Annotated in this window: 16 protein-coding genes; 7 read left to right on the forward strand and 9 right to left on the reverse strand. The window is 44.7% G+C overall.

Annotated features, from left to right (window positions below; genetic code table 11):
- The 4 genes from tnpA to A3IK_RS19065 all read right to left on the reverse strand — a co-directional run.
- Positions 1 to 186, reverse strand: a 186-nt coding sequence (tnpA, locus tag A3IK_RS0109550) for an IS200/IS605 family transposase (protein ID WP_020559763.1), incomplete at its 3' end; no start/stop codon positions are given.
- 923 nt (positions 187 to 1,109) lie between these two features.
- Positions 1,110 to 3,083: a peptidase U32 family protein gene (locus tag A3IK_RS0109555; RefSeq protein ID WP_020559764.1), complete on the reverse strand. Its 1,974-nt coding sequence runs from the start codon at positions 3,081 to 3,083 to the stop codon at positions 1,110 to 1,112.
- Positions 3,084 to 3,115: 32 nt separating this feature from the next.
- Entirely contained in the window at positions 3,116 to 5,401 is a 2,286-nt protein-coding gene (locus tag A3IK_RS0109560) for a coiled-coil domain-containing protein (RefSeq protein WP_020559765.1), read from the reverse strand.
- A gap of 79 nt (positions 5,402 to 5,480) precedes the next feature.
- Positions 5,481 to 6,026 (reverse strand): GNAT family N-acetyltransferase, encoded by a 546-nt coding sequence (locus tag A3IK_RS19065; protein WP_162596635.1) that lies wholly within the window; start codon positions 6,024 to 6,026, stop codon positions 5,481 to 5,483.
- A gap of 108 nt (positions 6,027 to 6,134) precedes the next feature.
- Here A3IK_RS19065 and A3IK_RS0109570 point away from each other — a divergent pair, with 108 nt between their 5' ends.
- The 7 genes from A3IK_RS0109570 (at position 6,135) to nhaD (ending at position 14,438) form a co-directional block, all read left to right on the forward strand.
- Positions 6,135 to 6,908: a FadR/GntR family transcriptional regulator gene (locus A3IK_RS0109570; protein ID WP_020559767.1), complete on the forward strand. Its 774-nt coding sequence runs from the start codon at positions 6,135 to 6,137 to the stop codon at positions 6,906 to 6,908.
- A 288-nt stretch (positions 6,909 to 7,196) separates the two neighbouring features.
- Entirely contained in the window at positions 7,197 to 8,300 is a 1,104-nt protein-coding gene (locus A3IK_RS0109575) for an ABC transporter ATP-binding protein (protein WP_020559768.1), read from the forward strand.
- 32 nt (positions 8,301 to 8,332) lie between these two features.
- Entirely contained in the window at positions 8,333 to 9,391 is a 1,059-nt protein-coding gene (locus A3IK_RS0109580) for an ABC transporter substrate-binding protein (protein ID WP_020559769.1), read from the forward strand.
- Between the two features lie 12 nt (positions 9,392 to 9,403).
- Positions 9,404 to 10,651 (forward strand): ABC transporter permease, encoded by a 1,248-nt coding sequence (locus A3IK_RS0109585; RefSeq protein ID WP_020559770.1) that lies wholly within the window; start codon positions 9,404 to 9,406, stop codon positions 10,649 to 10,651.
- Positions 10,652 to 10,654: 3 nt separating this feature from the next.
- Positions 10,655 to 11,464, forward strand: a complete 810-nt coding sequence (locus A3IK_RS0109590; protein WP_020559771.1) for an ABC transporter permease — start codon at positions 10,655 to 10,657, stop codon at positions 11,462 to 11,464.
- Between the two features lie 205 nt (positions 11,465 to 11,669).
- The gene (gabT, locus tag A3IK_RS0109595; protein ID WP_020559772.1) at positions 11,670 to 12,941 is read left to right on the forward strand and encodes a 4-aminobutyrate--2-oxoglutarate transaminase; all 1,272 of its coding nucleotides are present in this window, start codon (positions 11,670 to 11,672) and stop codon (positions 12,939 to 12,941) included.
- 267 nt (positions 12,942 to 13,208) lie between these two features.
- Positions 13,209 to 14,438 carry a sodium:proton antiporter NhaD gene (nhaD, locus tag A3IK_RS0109600; RefSeq protein ID WP_020559773.1) on the forward strand — a complete coding sequence of 410 codons (1,230 nt, stop codon included), beginning with the start codon at positions 13,209 to 13,211 and terminating at the stop codon, positions 14,436 to 14,438.
- Positions 14,439 to 14,501: 63 nt separating this feature from the next.
- Here the strand turns inward: nhaD and A3IK_RS0109605 are convergent, their stop codons facing one another.
- The 5 genes from A3IK_RS0109605 to A3IK_RS0109625 form a co-directional block, all read right to left on the reverse strand.
- Positions 14,502 to 15,404, reverse strand: a complete 903-nt coding sequence (locus A3IK_RS0109605; protein WP_020559774.1) for a diacylglycerol/lipid kinase family protein — start codon at positions 15,402 to 15,404, stop codon at positions 14,502 to 14,504.
- Positions 15,405 to 15,465: 61 nt separating this feature from the next.
- Complete coding sequence (locus A3IK_RS0109610; protein ID WP_020559775.1) at positions 15,466 to 16,260, reverse strand: metallophosphoesterase family protein; 795 nt, start codon at positions 16,258 to 16,260, stop codon at positions 15,466 to 15,468.
- An 83-nt stretch (positions 16,261 to 16,343) separates the two neighbouring features.
- Positions 16,344 to 17,057, reverse strand: coding sequence for a GNAT family N-acetyltransferase (locus A3IK_RS0109615; protein WP_020559776.1), 714 nt, complete (start codon positions 17,055 to 17,057; stop codon positions 16,344 to 16,346).
- Complete coding sequence (locus A3IK_RS0109620) at positions 17,054 to 17,752, reverse strand: SGNH/GDSL hydrolase family protein (RefSeq protein WP_020559777.1); 699 nt, start codon at positions 17,750 to 17,752, stop codon at positions 17,054 to 17,056. Before A3IK_RS0109620 ends, A3IK_RS0109615 begins: the two co-directional genes overlap by 4 nt.
- Before the next feature lie 203 nt (positions 17,753 to 17,955).
- Positions 17,956 to 19,335 (reverse strand): leucyl aminopeptidase family protein, encoded by a 1,380-nt coding sequence (locus tag A3IK_RS0109625; RefSeq protein WP_020559778.1) that lies wholly within the window; start codon positions 19,333 to 19,335, stop codon positions 17,956 to 17,958.
- Positions 19,336 to 19,477: the final 142 nt, after the last annotated feature.

The following is a 19,477-nucleotide window of genomic DNA, read 5'->3' on the forward strand; positions in this document are numbered from 1 at the left end:
ATGCACATGATCCTTACTCACCACCCCTTTCACAATCTCTATCTCAAAGGCTTGGCAGGTTTGACGGATCAGCTCCCGTACCCGCAAGCCCACATCGCCCTTTAGAATCGGATAACGATATTTCGTCACAAATACAAAGTGGTACTCGATTCGGTATACTGTATGACTGCCATACCGATACTCCATTTCTCCAGTCCTCTGCTTGACTTCTATTGGGTGAGTATCGCAGATAAATCTGACCGTCTAAAGACGGTGGTTTTAACCTTAGAAGACGGACTAATAAAGCCAAAACCAGCATTATTGTAATTACCTTAGTTTTCATGTTACTTCTGCCCTCATACTAGTATTATTCAAATCACTCATACCATCGTTATGGCTATATTAATAAGTGTTTTTCCTATTTATAATATTTAATTATAAGTAATAAACTATAAAATAATGATCAAGAAATGAAGTAACTCTAAGGAAGTTACCGTCACATTATTTATAACAGGTTCATAAGAAAGTTCACTTTTTTTTAAAAACCTTATAATCAATTACTTAGCCGAAGCTTAACAAGCAGCAGTATATTTCTAATATATACATAATTAACTAATAATTAAATACATTTATTTTTAATTACAATTACTCTTACCTTAATAAAGCCAGCTCATGCCTAATTAATCTAATATTCAGCTATATCGAGCCATCGCGTAGTTCTCAGTCACTTAACGTCACATGTAAAACTACTCATAGAAATTTAAAACCCGCGCGAACTCTTATAATTTACGACCAAGTGTTATGTAATTTTGATGAACGCAATGGCATCCTCACGATGCTCCATTAATCTAACCAGCCGCCCAAGGCCACTAGTAAAGTGTAGCCACACCTAGCGTATTTGATGCGAAGACACCTTTTCCATTATTCATAGACTCAACACTCCAGCTTGAGTTCTAGGATAGTGATTACAACGTCCGTCACCGATATTAGGCTACCGTTACAGGGCGTCACATTATTATAGTAGTATAGTCACTGATGGCCGTTATTATGATCGGCAGCGATACAATAAACTGGCCTATTGAGCGGGGCTACTCCCGTAGACCCACTCTCAAATAGGATGGAATAGACAGCTAAACAGGTCGTTGCTTAAAAAACTGTATTGGAGCGCTATAGGGTATTTCACTCGGTGGTGATGATTTTAAAATGTGTTTTTTCATCTTACCCATGACATGCATTTCACAGGGACGGCATTCAAATTTTAAAGTATAGGTCTCATGACCGGATTTTAATACCATAGGATCAGCGCGTACCTGCCCCATCACACCCTGCACCCCTTTCGCTTGCTTGGGGCATAGATTAAACGAGAAGCGTAGGCAGTGTTTGGTGATCATGAGACTCACCTCGCCGGCTTCCTCATGCGCCTCATACGCAGCCTCAATCACCTCTACCCCATGCTTATGGTAAAACTGCCAAGCTAATGAATTATAGACATTAGCCAGATAGTTTAAGGCTTTATCAGGATAAGGGGCGGGAGGCTCAAGCGCTGCCTTTCTAGTCGGGCGTATCCATGCTGCTAGCCGTGCCAGTTCTAATTTCTCTACCGCCTCACGGCGCAAAGCATTCAAACTAGAGGCCGCGATAAACCACGCTTGGGATACATCGAGACTAATCTCTTGCGGGGTGAACAGCGTATTACCGAATTTAGCTAACTGCTCGCGTAGCGCCCCCCACGCTTTATTGGCATCACGAGCTGGCTCTAGGGTTTGCTCTAGGAGAGCCGTTGCACTAATCCCCTCGGCATCCGTAAGGGTCAATGCTAGTCCGCTGGCAACTTCATGCAATCGCACCCAAATATCGATTTTACGCTCAGCAGAGGGCTTTAATAGTGCGAGTTCCCACGCATGATCGCGATTACGACTCACCTCTGTCCCTACTTTTAAGCCCTGTAAAACACTCAGCTCATTCGGCACCACCCGATAAACCGTTGCATCGGCTTGTTGTTTGAGCATCTGTACCGTATTAGCCTGTAGCCCCACCACTTCACGTTTACGCATAAAATTAAGGCCATCGCCATTGCTCATAGTCTCGGTGGTGGCAATATCTAAACTGTCTTTATTGACCGCAACTACGACCCCTAACGGTACACCGACAAACTTAGGCGAATCAAAGGCACCAATATCCTCTTGCCGTCCAGTTGCAAAATAATCGGTGCTGCCCCTATGAAAGGTCTTATCTGGATTAGGAGTAAAAAAGATCTCGCTTTTGCCTGCACTCGCGGGGGCTAAATCGGAGCGTTTAGCAAAGATTTCATCTAATAATTGACGATAATGAGCAGTGATATTTTTGACATAGGAGACTTCTTTATAACGCCCCTCGATCTTTAAGGAGCGCACGCCTGCATCCAACAATGCCGCCAAATTAGCACTTTGATTATTATCCTTCATGGACAATAAATGCTTTTCAAACGCTACCACCGCTCCGGTTTGATCGGTCAGGGTATAGGGTAAACGACAGGCTTGTGAACAATCGCCACGATTCGCACTGCGTCCCGTTTCAGCGTGGCTAATATAACATTGCCCCGAAAACGCTACACATAAAGCACCATGAATAAAATACTCAATGGTGGCACGATCACCTACTAATTCACTGATCTGCTGTATTTGCGGAATGGTTAATTCCCGTGCCAATACCACTTGAGAAAAACCACTATCCGCCAAAAAACGCGCTTTTTCCGGGGTACGAATATCGCACTGCGTCGAGGCATGTAATTCAATGGGGGGCAAATCTAGCTCTAAAATCCCCATATCCTGCACAATCAGCGCATCCACCCCCGCCTCATAGAGTTCATAGATGAGCTTACGCGCTGGCTCTAACTCGGATTCATGTAAAATGGTATTGAGTGTGGCAAAAATACGCGCATGGTAACGGTGGGCGAACTGAGTCAGTCCAGCAATATCGGCCACACTATTGCAGGCATTATGCCGCGCCCCAAAGCTAGGCCCACCAATATAGACCGCGTCGGCTCCATGCAAAATAGCTTCTCGCCCAATAGCAGCCGTTTTAGCAGGGGCTAGGAGTTCAACTTGATGGGGTAATAAGCTCATAACGATTTAATCACTAATAAAAAGGGTAATATTTAAATAATCTGCATCAGCTTAAGCCCTAAGGTAAAAATCGCTGTGGCAGCGCCTCCGGTAATGAGGCCAATGATTAAGCTATTTTTTTCACCAGAGGCTTGGCGGGTGGCTATCTTATTGACTTTATCTAATTGCCGATCGCGTTGGGTAATCACTAGATCGCGGGCGCGTAAGTGATCATCGCGTTGATTGATCTGACTAAAATAGTCCTGCATACGCCCTTCTTGCTGCTGTATCTGCACAGTAAGGCGCTGTATTTCACTATCTAAATGCCTAATATGGGCTTCTTTGCCCATAATGGTTTCATCGCGCTGCGTCAGCATTTGATCACGGGCTTGTAATTGTAAGGTTTGCTCTTTCAACTTTTGATCGCGCTCATTCAGCGACTCGTCCCGTTTTTGCAATTGACGCTCACGCTCGGCAACTACTAGATCACGCTCGGCAATGGTTTCCTCACGCCGTGCTAGGGTTTGATCGCGCTCTTGAATCACGCTGGTTAATTGGGCGATTTGCTGATTTAACGCTTTTACCGTGTTATCCCGCTCCGTGATCTGAACATCACGCGCCTGCAAAGCTATATCACGCTCTTGCAAGGTTTGCTCACGCTGGCTAAGTGTTGTATCACGCTCGCTTAAGGACTGATCACGTTGCTGGAGTTCAGTTTGTAAACGTTCTAGCTGCCGATCACGTTCTTGAATACTATTATCGCGCTCGGTAATACTGGTATCGCGCGTTATTACTTGGGCATTGACTTGTTGAATGGTGTGCTCGCGCTCAGAAAGCGTGTAGTCACGCATTTGAATGACTTTATCCCGCGCTAGAATATGCCGATCACGCTCGCCTAGTCCCTGCTCTAGACTATGGAGTGCTTGCTCCCGCAGCGTTAAAACCTGATCACGCTCACTTAAGGTCTGCTCGCGTTGTTGAAGCTGCTGATGGAGCTGCTCAATCTGTACATCACGTAGCTGTAACTGACTATCACGCTCAGTTAAGGATTGATCACGTTGCTGGAGCTGGTTATCGCGCTGCTGTACTTGGGTATCGCGCTCTGTCAGTTGTAATAGATGAGCACTAATACTTTGATCACGCGCTGTTAAAACCTCATCACGTTCCTTAAGCTGCTGATCACGCTCGCTAAGTTGTTGATCGCGCTTAGTCAGGGTTTGATCGCGTAGTTTTAAGACCTCATCACGCTCACGCACTTGCTCATCGGCATGCGCTATACGCTGATCACGCCATTGTAAATGCTCATCACGTTCGGAGAGCTGTTTATTACGTACTCCTAACTGCTCTTCTAAGGCCTTAATCGCTTGTAACTGATTAAAGCTTTGGCTATCGCGCTCGGCAATAGCACGCTCACGCTCGGTGAGGGTTTGATCGCGCTCTTTTAAGGTCTGATCCCGTTTCGCAATCTGTTGATCACGTTGTCCGACATTATCATCGCGCTCGGCGAGTTGTTTTTGTTGTGCGGAGAGTCTGGCGTCACGTTCGTTTAATAATTGTTCTTTGCGGGCGAGTATGTCTTCACGGGCTTGAATCTGCTTATCGCGCTCACTCAGGGTTTGATCCCGCACTTGTACCTGTGCTTGTGCTTCGGCTAAACGTCGATTGCGCTCGGCTAATTGCTCATCACGCTCAGCCACCGCTTGATCACGGGTAGATAATTGTAAATCACGCTCTTTTAAGAGCTTTTCTTGCTCTAACGTTTGGCGGGTACGCTCTTGTAGCTGTTGCTCGCGCTCAATGAGTTGCTGGTCTTTTTTCTTGAGTGACTCGTCACGCCCTTGGGTGATTTTATCTTTACTTTGTAGGGCTTGCTCCGAGCGTAATAGTGAGCGGTCTTTTTCATCTAAGGAGCGATCGCGTTGTTGAATGACTAACTCTTTTTCTTGTAAGAGCTTTTCAAAGTGCATTAAAGATTTCTCTAGCTCACGCAGGCGTACTTCGCGCTCATTAATAATGGCATCTTTACTCCCCGTATACTCCTCGCGGCTTTGTAAAGAGGCCAGATATTTATCCATACGAGTAGCAAGCGCTTGGAGGAGTTGCTCCTTCTCTGCTAAGCGCCCGGTGAGTTCTTTTAACGCTTGATCACGCTCATCAATGCGTAGATCACGGGTGCGAATATGCCCATCTTTTTCAGACAACATGCCCGATAGGGTTTGTAGACGCTGCTCTAGGGTACGTAGATTATCCTTCAGTGCAAGCCTGTCCTGTGCCGTTAAAGAGGTGTTGGAGTCTAATTTCTGAATCAAATCCAAGCCTTGCTCATCCAGCTTCAACATAAGTACGTCCTAGTGGGGATCAATCAAAGAGATAGAGGGATTTTGGCATATTTAGTGGAGCGACGCTATGGAGTAGAACTCACTCCTCTACCTGCCATAATTCGACTCGACTCAAGGCTGCACAACACTGTACTTGCCCTTTAATTGTGCCTAATACATTCGGTTGTAATGCCAGCACCTGCCAAGCCTCCGCATAAGGCGCGGGAATGGGATAAGGCGCAGTTAATTCCCAACGCGGTGCGGCTTGAAACCCAAAACGCTGATAATAAGCAGGATCACCAAACACAAACACTAAAGCCACCCCTTGCGCGGTTAATTGCTCCAAACCTGCCTTGATTAATTGGCTGCCAACCCCTTGCTTTTGATAACGTGGTAATACTCCTAAAGGCGCTAATGTCATGGCGGTCACGGCTTCATGCCCCGTCATTCTAGCCCTAGAAAAGACCACATTCCCCACCACTTGATTACCCTCTAGTGCGACTAAACTCATTAAGGGCTGAGCACTATTATCTTGTTGAAAATCAGCTAATAATTGCTGGATTGTTGCCGCCTCACTATTAAAGGCTTGCTGATGTAACAAGGTAATATCCGGCTGATGCTGGGCTAATGCGCTGGTAATTAACATAGGTTTATCCTCACTAGTCATTAGGTCAATACCTCAATTCCTATTATACTAACACCCTTTTTGACTATACTTGCGAGCACTCATGGCATTCGTACTAAAAGGGTATTCATGATCAAGGATCTAGCCGCCTTAGAATCACAGCGTCGGGTAAAACGCGCAGATCAAATTGTTGACGCAGTAAAGCGCTGGATTGTAGTGAAAGATATTCAGCCCGGCGAGCGCCTGCCTAATGAAAAAGCCTTAATGGAGTTATTTGAATGCTCCAAAGGTACTGTGCGTGAAGCCTTAAAATCCCTCGAAGTACAAGGACTCATTACCGTTAAAACCGGCCCTAATGGTGGTGCGGTATTAGCCCAAGTCCCCTATCCCCTTGCCTCTCAGATGCTGCGTAATTACTTACATTTTCAAGCCTTTGAAGGGACTGATATTTACCAATTACGCCGTTTAGTCGAGCCTGAAATTGCGCGTTTAGTCGTTCCCTTATTAACCGAGGCCGATTATGCAGAATTAGAGCGTTTAACAGAACTCTGTGCTATTCCGGCTGAAACCATAGAACAACGTTTAGCACAACGCATCGCTGAACTAGAGTTTCACAATCTCCTAGCAGAACGTTGTCAAAATCCGATCTTGGCTTTTATGGGGCGGTTTTTAAACGATTTACTTAAAGATCTGGTGATCTTTAAAAAAGTACAGTTACCTGAGCAACGAGAATTTTCTAACTCTAATTTGCATTATCATCGTGAATTGATTCAAGCGTTTAAAAGGCGAGATACTAAGGCTGTAGCAGCCTTAATGCATGAGCATATGCAATCGGCACACGATTTTAATTCCGAACTACAATCTCAGCTCTCACGTCAATTGTTGTCACCCGCATCTAATTAAGTAGGTATAGCAAAGTAATCGGGTAGTTCTGGAGCAGTCTTGGCAGCAGGGAAGCCGCCTTGTAGCGTACAGGGAGGTATTCACAGCGACTGCGGAAGAAATACTCGATTACTTTGGCTCAAGTAATTAATGGATTATGGGCAACGATTAATGCTTGCCCTCTCCTATGCTAGATCATTATTATTAATAATATTTATTAGTATAAACTTCCTTGCCAGTTATCCTGAGGTGTGCGATAAATAAAGCCCTTGGAGTCAAGTCCTTGGTTAATCACGGAGGAAGTCAGGCATGCAGTCTCACCCAGCAGACCCCTTGGTACGCTTTACAGGAGTACAAAAAACCTACGATGGTGAACATTTGGTGGTGCGTGACTTAAATCTGTCTATTGGGCGCGGTGAATTTGTCACCTTATTAGGCCCCTCAGGGTCAGGCAAAACCACTTGTTTAATGATGCTAGCGGGGTTTGAAGTTCCCACACAAGGCGATATCTATCTCGGTACACAACGCCTTAATACCTTACCACCCTATCAGCGCAATATTGGGATGGTATTTCAAAACTATGCGCTATTTCCCCATATGACTGTGGAAGAAAACCTGCTCTATCCACTCAAAACGCGCAAAATGCCTAAAGATCAGGCTAAGGCTAAAGTCGAGCGTATTCTGGATATGATACAGCTCACTAAATACGCTAAACGTCGCCCGCAGCAATTGTCGGGTGGGCAACAACAACGGGTTGCACTAGCACGAGCTTTAGTCTTTGAACCGCAATTAGTATTAATGGACGAACCCCTCGGTGCGTTGGATAAACAGTTGCGTGAACATATGCAAATGGAAATTAGACATTTGCATGAGCAACTAGGTTTGACGGTGGTTTTTGTGACTCATGACCAAGATGAAGCACTCACTATGTCGAATCGTGTCGCCGTATTCAACGATGGTGTCATCCAACAAATCGATAGCCCGCAAAATCTATATGAATACCCCGCTAATGCCTTTGTGGCACAATTTATAGGTGAAAACAATACCTTACCTGCTAAAGTAATCAGCCGTGATCAAACCATTTACCGTTTGGAGTTTGGGCAAAATCAAGTCTCTGGTGCATATAACGCGGATACCTTAGCGACCCAAGAGGCGGTCTTATTTTCTATTCGTCCCGAACGGGTACGTATAGGTAAGATGGCACAAACTTTGCCTAATCAATTTAGTACCGTCGTACAAGAGCTGGTTTATCTTGGCGATCATGTACGCCTGCGTTGTGAATTTGCAGGTAATACTAACTTCAATATTAAAGTGCCTGTGAGCGAACTCACTACCCCTATTCAACCACAGGATCACATTATGATGGGCTGGCATGATCAAGATGCTCGTGCCTTAAAGCAGTTACCGCAATAGCTAGCCGCTATCTAACCCTTGAGAGTTTCAATATGAATGCAGTTTTTCGCTCCAATCGCTCCTTAAAATATTTCGCTACCACCTGCTTAGTAGGTCTAGGTCTATTGATTAGCACTCAGGCACAAGCCCTGACGGTTATCTCCTTTGGTGGTGCATCGGGTGATGCGATGAAAAAGGCTTATTACGATCCCTTTATTGCCCAGACTAAAACAGAACTCACGCCGGGGGATTATAATGGTGAATTTGCCAAAATTCGCTCCATGGTGGAAACAGGTAATGTGAGTTGGGACTTGGTCGAAATGGAGTCTCCTGATCTGACCCGTGGCTGTTTTGAAGGGGTTTTTGAGCCGCTCGATTGGGATAAATTAGGCATTAAAGATCAGCTCATGGAAAGCGCTGTTAATAAATGCGGTGCGGGTGTTTTTGTCTGGTCAACGGTTCTGGCCTATGATGGAGAGAAACTCAAAGAAGCGCCTAGTAGTTGGAAAGATTTCTGGGATGTCCAAAAATTCCCCGGCAAGCGTGGGTTACGTAAGGGTGCCAAATATACCCTAGAATTTGCGCTACAAGCCGACGGTGTACCCGCAGAAGAAGTCTATACCGTACTCGCAACACCTGAAGGTGTGGATCGTGCCTTTAAAAAACTAGATGAACTTAAACCCCATATTCAATGGTGGGAAGCAGGTGCTCAACCCCCTCAATGGCTAGTAGCAGGTGATGTGGTCATGTCCTCAGCCTATAGTGGTCGAATTGCCGCTGCTCAAGCCGAGGGGCGTAAATTAGTTATTCTATGGCCGGGTAGTATTTACGATCTCGATTACTGGGCTATTCCCAAAGGTAGCAAAAACATCGAGGCGGCCTATGAGTTTATAAAATTTGCGAGCCAACCCGATACCCAAGCCGCCTACTCCAGCCAAATCCCCTATGGCCCCGTTAATCCAACCGCCATAGAAAAGCTCAGTCCAGAAAAAGCCAAAGAGATGCCGACCTATACAGACAATCTCAAAGGCGCTTTAGCCATGGGTACTGAGTTTTGGGTCGATAATAGCGAGGAATTAGAGCAACGTTTCAATGCATGGGCAGCGAAATAAAAGGAGTTAGCAATGGCGACGCAGACGATGGCACCTCCCCCTACTACGCAGACCTCTCTCAAGACGCAGTTACGCCGTGCAGAGCGGAGGCGTAAGTTGAATGCATTTCTACTCGTCGCCCCGCTGGCCTTATTTTTACTGGTGATCTTTGTTTTCCCTATTGGCAGTATGCTCTGGCGTAGTGTAGACAATAGTGAACTCTCTCAAGCGCTGCCACAAACGGCTCAATTATTAAGCGCATGGGATGGTCAACAGCCCCCCTCGGAGGCGTTTTATGCCTCCTTGGCTCAGGAACTAAAAAGCGCTTTAGCCAATGGTAACATTGGGTCATTAGGGCGGCGGCTCACCTATGAAGACCCCACCCTACGCACCTTAGTCACTCAAACCATACGCAAATTACCCGACACACCAGAAACCACTTGGCAACAAACCTTCAGCACACTGAATCCCCGTTGGGCAGAATTAAGCACTTGGCAAGCCTTAAAAAAGGCCGCTCCTACCACTACAGATCGTTACTTATTGGCCTCATTAGACTTAGAACGTAATGCCCAAGGCGAAATCACCGCTGTTGCCCCAGAAAAACAGGTTTATATTGATGTATTTTTACGTACCCTCGCGATTGCTGGAGCCGTTACCCTCATTTGTTTAATTATGGGTTTTCCGCTCGCCTATTTACTGGCTACTCTGCCCACGGGTACGAGCAATCTACTAATGATCTTCGTCTTACTGCCCTTTTGGACTTCGCTCTTGGTACGTACCGCCGCTTGGATTGTGTTATTGCAATCGGGCGGGATGGTCAACACGAGTTTGATGGGGTTAGGCTTTATTAGCCAACCCTTGGAGTTAGTATTTAATCGTGTCGGGGTATTGATCGCCATGGTGCATATTTTATTACCTTTCATGGTATTACCCTTATATAGCGTCATGAAGGGTATTTCACCGCATTATCAACGCGCGGCGATTTCATTAGGCGCACACCCCTTTAAAGCCTTTTGGCAAGTCTATGCCCCTCAAACGCTAGCGGGCGTGGGAGCAGGCACTATTTTGGTGTTTATTATGGCCTTGGGCTATTACATTACCCCGGCACTTTTGGGTGGCCCTTCGGATCAAATGGTGAGCTACTATGTCGCTTATTATACCAATACCACTAATAACTGGGGTATGGCAGCGGCCTTGGGTAGTCTACTACTCATTATCACTTTAGTGCTGTACATGCTCTATCAACGCCTCGTCAATCAACAAACCCCAAACCGGAGATAGGATATGATACAACCTTATACCTCGCGGCTAGAGCGCATTTGGTTTTGGGCATTTAGGCTTTTCTGCGGGCTGGTATTGATTTTTCTGATGCTGCCCGTATTAGTGATTATTCCTTTATCTTTTAATAGTAGTAGCTTTCTCACCTATCCCTTAAGTGGCTTTTCTTGGCAGTGGTATGAAACTATTTTTAGCCCAGGGCCTTGGCTGGAGTCATTAAAAAATAGCTTGATTGTTGCCCCTTTAGCGACCTTATTGGCAATGATTTTTGGAACCTTAGCGGCGGTGGGATTTAATCGTGCTGAGTTTCCGGGCAAAAATCTGCTCATGGCTTTAATCATTTCCCCCATGGTCGCGCCGTTAGTCATTGTCGCGGTGGGCATGTATTTCTTTTTTGCCCAAGTAGGCTTGCTTAACTCTTATCTTGGCCTTGTGCTAGCGCATGCGGTGCTGGGTGTACCCTTTGTGGTTATTACCGTCAATGCTACTTTACAAGGCTTTGATACCAATCAAATGCGTGCGGGTGCGAGTTTAGGTGCTAATCCGGTACAAGTATTTTTTGATATTGTCCTGCCGCAAATCTTGCCCGGTGTCATTTCGGGCGGACTCTTTGCCTTTGCCACTTCATTTGATGAGGTGGTAGTAGCCTTATTTATTGCCAGCCCCACCGAGCGTACTTTACCGATTCAAATGTTTTCTGGCATTCGGGAAAATATCAGCCCCGCTATTGCTGCTATGGCAACGATTATGATTCTTATGTCGGTCTTACTTTTATTAGTTGTTGAATTACTCCGCCGGCGCAGCGTTCGTATTTAGACATCTAAGCGGCAACCTTTAAGTAGGCATAAAAAGTAAGTGGGTATTTCTTCTGCTCCAGAAATACCCGCTTACTTTCGCCCAAGAATACAGCACACTAGACTGTTTTTATTCCCACCCTGACAATCATTCGCTCATACGAGTATTTATTTTTAACCGCATAACGATCACCATATGGGGTTTAAAATCCTTGGGAGAGCAGCAAATGACTAAAACTAATGCACAATTAATCGAACGTAAGGCTCAAGCCATCGCACGGGGCGTGGGTCTTGCGCATCCCTATTTTATCGAACATGCCGAAAATGCCACCGTACGTGATGTGGAGGGGCGAGAACTCATTGATTTTGGCGGCGGTATTGCCGTACTGAATACCGGACACCTGCATCCCAAAGTTAAACAAGCGGTCATCGATCAACTCAATCATGTCTCACATACGTGTTTTATGGTGTTAGGTTATGAGCCTTATGTTGAGTTATGCGAGCGCGTGAATGCCCTAGTACCTGGTAATTTTGCCAAAAAATCAGCGCTATTTACCACCGGCGCAGAAGCCGTTGAAAATGCAGTGAAAATCGCACGGGCTTATACCAAACGTACAGGGGTTATTGCTTTTGGTGGGGGCTATCACGGGCGCACTATGGCGACATTAGCTTTAACTGGCAAAGTAGCTCCGTATAGTTCGGGGATGGGGATTATGCCCGGCGAAGTATTCCGCGCTTTATATCCTAATGCATTACATGGTATTAGCACCGAGGATGCACTGGCCTCGATTGAGCGTATTTTTAAATTTGACGCTGAACCGCAAAATATTGCCGCTATTATTTTAGAGCCGGTACAAGGCGAAGGGGGCTTTTATGTAGCGCCTAAAGCCTTTATGCAAGCCCTACGTGAACTTTGCGATAAGCACGGTATTGTATTGATTGCGGATGAAGTACAAACCGGCGCAGGCCGCACGGGCACCTTCTTTGCGATGGAGCAAATGGGGGTTGCGGCTGATATTACCACTTTTGCCAAATCGATTGCGGGTGGCTTCCCGATGGCAGGTGTGGTGGGCAAGGCAGAGATTATGGATGCCATTGGGCCGGGCGGTTTAGGGGGTACTTATGGCGGTAATCCCATTGGGTGTGCAGCAGCTCTAGCGGTACTAGACGTATTTGAAGAGGAAAAGCTCTTAGATCGTGCGAAAGCCGTGGGTGAACAGGTTACTAGTCGCCTTAATGCCTTTGCTCAACAATACCCCATTGTAGCTGAAGTGCGTGGTTTAGGTGCCATGATTGCGCTGGAATTGATGAAAGACGGCAAACCCTCCCCCGAATTAACCACCGCTCTGGTAGCAAAAGCACGCGACAAAGGCTTGATTTTATTATCCTGTGGTATCTATGGGAATGTGGTACGGATTTTAGTCCCCCTAACTGTACCAGATGCACAATTACAACGCGGGCTAGATATTATCGGTGAGGCCTTAGCAGAAATTAGCTAAACACCGCACTATTGATAAGTACTTGAGCCAAAGTAATCGAGTATTTCTTCCGTAGTCGCTGTGAATACATCCCTGTACGCTACAAGGCGGCATCCTTGCCGCCAAGACTGCTCCAGAAATACCCGCTTACTTTGGTATACCTAATTAGAGTACTCCTTTCTCACAGGAGTACTACCTAGCTATTAAAAAGCAGGCTATTGCCCTTATAATCCCCCCTTCTTTTACCATTGTTTATTGACCCTTTTAGTATTTGGAGATCGACACCCCATGGATGCCCTACTGCTTGTGCTCATTGCAATAGGCTTTATTAGTATCATCATTGAAGACTTGATTCATGTTAATAAGGCAAAAACCACGTTGTTATTTGGTAGTCTGGTTTGGCTACTTTATTTTATAAGCCGTGCCCCCGAAACAGAAGCGATACAAGAAGCACTCAATGAAAACTTACTAGAAATCGCTACGTTATGGTTATTTCTAGTAGCTGCTATGACTTTCGTAGCTTACTTAAATAATCGTGGCTTAATTTCTAATCTAGTCATGTATGTTTTACCCGCACAATTAAATAAACGTACATTAATGTTTATTACTGCTCATTTTGCTTTTTTATTTTCTGCTATGGCAGATAATGTAACAACTACTCTAGTTTGTATGAGCTTATTATTACCGCTTAACTTATCTAGAAATGATTTACTCCGCTTTGTAGCCGTGATTGTTTTTGGGGTAAACTCTGGTGGTGTCGCTTTAATTACTGGTGATGTGACCACATTAATGATCTTTTTGGCTGGCAAAGTCACTATTCCGAATTTACTCTTATTAAGTGTCCCTGCCTATATTGGTTTAATAGCATTAACCTTTATTATGTCTAGAGGATTAGATGGCGATGTCAATATTGTGCGAGAAATTAAGCCTATTCCTAGAGCCGACATTATTGCCGGCATACAATTCATTCTAACTATTATTAGTATTTTAGCCTTAAATGTCTTTTTCAATGTTCCCCCCCTACTCACCTTCTTAGTCTCATTAGCTATTCTATTTTTAATGATGCAGTTTATTAATGGCGATGAAGATATGATGCGTAATATTCGTATGATTGAGTTTGATACCCTATTATTCTTCTTAGGGGTATTACTCATGGTCGGTATGTTGAAACAATTACATGTCTTAGATCACTTATCAGAGCTTTACACCATACTGCCTATTCCTATTGCTAATTATACCTTAGGATTATTTTCTGCATTAGTGGATAATGTCCCCTTGACGGCTGCGGTATTACATTCTGGCGTAGAAATGGCACGAGGTGATTGGTTTACGATGGTGTATGGTGTAGGTATTGGTGGTTCATTACTCATTATCGGTTCAGCCTCTGGTATTATTGCTATGAGTAAAGCCGGTCATGGTACAGTAACCTTTGTTAGTTATGCTCGTTTCTTTGGGCATTTAATCCTAGCCTATACGATTGGTTTCGCTGCAGCTCTTATGATTGGTAAATTATTTTAACCAGACTCAGCATTAGAGTAATACATAAAAAAAGCCATCTGCAATAATAGGATGGCTTTTTATTTATAAGGGCTTAATTTCTGGTGGTATGACAACCTTTAATCCATTTTTAATATAGTGGTATTTTAAGGGCGTATTTTGCAAAGTTAATTCGCCATCTAATGCTACATAAATACTTCGCTTGCGATAGTGATTATCGATCTCTACAGACTCTAGCATGCGACTATCTACCTTACGTGCTTTTTGTAGGGGATCTAGTCCTCGCACAATAATATTAAACATTAAACGAATCATTTCCCAACGGGTTTCCACTTTAAGAATAATCACATGCAAACCATGTGCGCCCTGCTCTAATTCTTTGCCTAAAGAAGGAAAACTTAATTCACGCTCTCTTAGTCCAATAAAAGCTAAGGGTGTACGTACTTTCTCAGCATTAAAAAATAATCTAGAACTACGTAATCTTACTAACCGGCGAATAGCAGCAAGTACACTAGCCGAGCGATATCCCATATAACGCTCTAAATAATCACGGGTACGCACAAAACGCACATAAGTACCTACTGAACTTGTATTTAAAAACAATCGGTTATTCACGCACCCCACATCTACAGTATCCATAGCTTGACTGTGTAATGCAATGCTTAATGCCTGTTTTACATCCGTAGGAATCCCTAAATAATGAGCAAAATGATTCAGTGTTCCTCCGGGTAATACGGCTAGCGCTGTATTACTACCGGCTAAATGATTAGCCGCTAGCGCTAAAGTACCATCACCACCGCAGATAATCACACGATCCTCACCCGCTGCTATTTCTGCCTTAATTAAATCAGGTAGAGTAGCAGGGGTAATCGGCTGAATAGATACCTCTCGAAAACGCTTTAAAATCGGTAGTAAATGCTTTGCACTACCTGAGTTAAGGTTAATAAATACGGGTATTTTTTTAATAGCAAGCAAAATTTCTGTCATTTTTATCACTAGCTTATTGATTTTAATTTTTTAATTAAGTCCTATTATACTAATACTTACTTTAAACCTGTTGCCAATTATTACTTATTCTTACAAAGTTTTTACTCTGTTTTAATTGAAAAGAATGATTTTGCCATTCCATAAAACTAATCGTCAATTGCTTACGATCACCTGTTATAATATTAAAGCTATTCGGATGACTTTCTAATAAACGATTCGAAAAGGTGGTTCCAGCATGGGAGATAATAATACCTTGCAAGATCTGAGTATAGGCCATATGAATATGACCACTGAGAATAATATCTACCCCTGCTTGATCAAAGGTTTCTATAGCTTGATCACGATTTTCTACCACATCACGGTATTCGGCATTTTCGGGTAGCCAAAAAGGATGATGAGCCACCACTAAGCGTAACTTATTTTCACTGTTAGGCTTGATAGTATCGGCTACAAATTGAATTTGAGCCGGACTGATTTGGCCTCTTGACCAATCAAAATACCATCCTGCTGCTCGTGCGGTATTAATACCGACGACTATATATTGGTTGGTTTGCAATACGGGTTCTAAATTAGGAGTGACAAATTGCTGCCATTTTTCCCAAGGTCTAAAAAATCGCTCCACCATATCGGTAGCGGATATATCATGATTGCCGGGAATAATAAAATAGGGATAAGGGAGCTGCTGTAAAAAAACTTTAGCGGCTTCAAACTCCTCGACTTTGGCGCGTTGGGTTAAATCACCACTAATAATCACCAAATCAGGTTCCACCTGAGCTAATGCTGCCATTAATCCCTGTATGACATCAGGGACTTCGCGACCAAAATGTAAATCTGAAATATGAGCAATCGTGAGCATAATCTTTACTTGCCTAACTAAACCCGCTCAGTAGTATAGCTAAAACGGGTTAGTTCGGCTGATTGCTCTGTTTTAAAGGGTATTTAAGTGGGCATTGCACGCCATTGAGCTAAGCTTTTGATTTGCTGCCCCTTGGCATCAAAATTAGTGGGATTAAGCCAGTGCTCAAAGGCGGATTGGCAAAGAGGCCATTCTTTATCGAGCAGTGAATACCAAGCGGTATCACGGTTAAAACCTTTGATTACCGCCGCCTGACGAAAAATCCCCTCAAAGCTAAAGCCTAAACGTTCCGCCGCGCGTTTAGACGGCTCATTTAAGTCATTACATTTCCACTCATAACGCCGATAGCCTAGCTCAAAACTATAACGCATGAGTAAATACATGGCCTCGGTAGCCATACGGGTATGCTGCAAAAGAGGCGAGTAATAAATATGCCCTACCTCAATTACCCCATTATTAGGGTCAATTCGCAATAAACTGGCGACCCCTAGCGCTTGTTCCGTTGCTAGATCAATAATGGCGAAAAAATAGGGGTCTTCTAGCGAGCACACACTTTCTAGCCAAGTGGTATAACTGGTTAAGCTCTCAAAAGGCCCATAGGGTAAATACGCCCAATCATGTCCATTAGGGGCTAATTGTTGGGCATGCCAGAGGTCGGTGGCATGCTGAGCGGGATTTAAGCGCTCTAAACGACAATAGCGCCCTGCTAATAAGAGTGTTTGAGGACGCGGACAAGGTTTCCAATTCGGCACGGCTTCGCCCAATGGGGGTTCGCTAATATTCGTTAAGCGCGTCATGATAAAATTTGTCCCTGCTTAAGGGTGCTAGCTATAGCAGCCATAAAAGACTCCCGTTCCAAAGGCGTTAGTTTAACAGTGGGATGGGTCAGCACATCTTTCTGCCATAAATAACGGCTAAACATACAGGCAGATAGATAATTGCCTAATTTAGAGGGGTGATGCCCATCGTCCTGATATAAACGATCACCCAACGTCACCGCATGCCGCCGCACATAAGCCCACGCTTCGCCTACGGGTACTAAGTGGGTTTCATAATGTTGCGCCATGCTGCGATAAGCATCGCTTAGGTGCTGCTGCATCACCCAATAATCGGGGCTAATACTAGGATTTCTACGATCACCATAACAGGCTCCCCAAGTCATAAATAACACTGGAACGGCACCGGATGCTTTAATCAGGGAGCAAAACTGCCCCAGTGCCTGCACAAAGTTCTCATAAGGGGCCTGCCCTACTAGAGTCGGCGTTTGGCTTTGCTCTTGTAACACTACATAGTCCCAGCGCCCTTGCCTAATCTTCTCTTGTAACTCTTGATTTTCCCAATGCCATGCCAGATTGCTTCCACCTCTGGTAAAGAACTCAACAAAAACCGAGTCTTGTAACGTGGCTGGTAAGAGTGGCACTAAAGCCGTACGCAAACCCTCGGTATACGAATTACCAATAAATAAGACTCGATACGCCAAACGCTTTTCCATCGTTTACCCCCTGAATGTTATTTTTTTAACTATTTAATTAAGTACTTGAGCCAAAGTAATCGGGTATTTCTGGAGCAGCCTTGGCGGCAAAGATGTATTATTCGGCGCGTCCTTGCGCCTCTCAAGCTGGCGTGAAAAATCGCTCCTGACGATTTTTTCACAGCGGCTGCGGAGGAAATACTCGATTACTTTGCTATACCTGCTTAATCAGGAATCATCGTTTGAAAAGTTTGTTCCAGATAATGATAAACTGCAAATAAACCCATAGCCTCCCCGCCCACTGGACGACCGGGACGTGCGCGTAAATTCCACGCCATCATATCAATATGTAACCACGGAATAGTGTCTGGCACAAACTCATTCAAAAATAAAGCCGCCGTAATCGCCCCACCATAACTATCCCCACTATTTTTTAAATCCGCAAATTGGGTTTTCAGTTGATGCATATACGGTTTATAGAGGGGTAAATTCCACATTAACTCATCCACATCGGCGGAGGCTTGTTGGACTTGTTGTGTGAGTGGGCGACTATTACTGAAAAACACCGGCACCTCAGTCCCTAATGCCACACGGGCAGCACCTGTTAAAGTGGCAAAATCAATCACTAAAGCAGGCTCATGCTCACAGGCAGCCGTTAAGGCATCACATAAGATCAAGCGCCCTTCCGCATCGGTATTATCCACCTCCACCGTTTTACCTGCACGGGTATTAATCACATCCCCCGGACGGAAGGCATCGCCTCCTATGGCATTATCCACCGCAGGCACCAGCACTCTTAAGCAAATCGGTAAATTCATTTGCATAATCAGGCGAGCCAAGGCAATCACATGCGCGGCTCCACCCATATCTTTTTTCATTAAGCGCATAGCTGAGGAGGGCTTCATATCTAACCCGCCTGTATCAAAGCACACGCCCTTGCCGACCAATACGACTTCAGGATTTTTCTTATCGCCCCAATGCAGTTCGAGCACACGGGGTTTATGCTTACTAGCACGCCCTACTTCATACACTGCTGGGTAGCCGTGCTCGATTAAATCATCCCCGACTAATTGCTGGAAGGAGGCATCAAACTCATCCGCCAACGTGTGCATATGCACCGCTAAATGCTCTGGCATCATACGATTGGCGGGCATATTGACTAAATCCCGCACGCTATTAATCGCATTAACAAACGCTACAACCCGCTCATAATGAGCCGATAAATAGAGTTTGCGCTGCTCTGGCTCCTGAGGTTTTTTCGTAATGGCAAACTCATATTGCCCCAAACCCCAGCCGATAGCGGCTAACATTTGGTCGTTTTCACTCCAATTAGCCTCCAGATGATAATGTCCTTCGGGTAATTGAGCGGGTAAACCGGCAATAGACCACAAGGCCGTAGCTGCTGGGTCATACCCCACCAAAGCCGTCCCTAACTTGCCAGATAGTGCTGGAATAATACAAATCTCGCCGGGTTTACCCGTAAATTTATTGAGATCTAACCAGTTATGGACAAAGGTGGGTAAATGCGCCCTTACCTCGGCGAGTGTATCGACAGTAACAGGTAAAATCGGGGTAGAGTTCTCAAGCTTTTCGAGCGTAAACATGTTGTCCTCATTATTGTGGGTTTAAGTGCTAGTAATTTAGTCTGGTTAATCGACACCTTGACCGGATTCTTATTGACATCACTGCACTCGAACATCATTCTGTTGCAAAAAATGCCCAATCATACGTCGACCTGCAACAAAG

It is taken from the genome of Thiofilum flexile DSM 14609 (assembly GCF_000380185.1).
Classification (GTDB): Bacteria; Pseudomonadota; Gammaproteobacteria; order Thiotrichales; family Thiotrichaceae; genus Thiofilum; species Thiofilum flexile.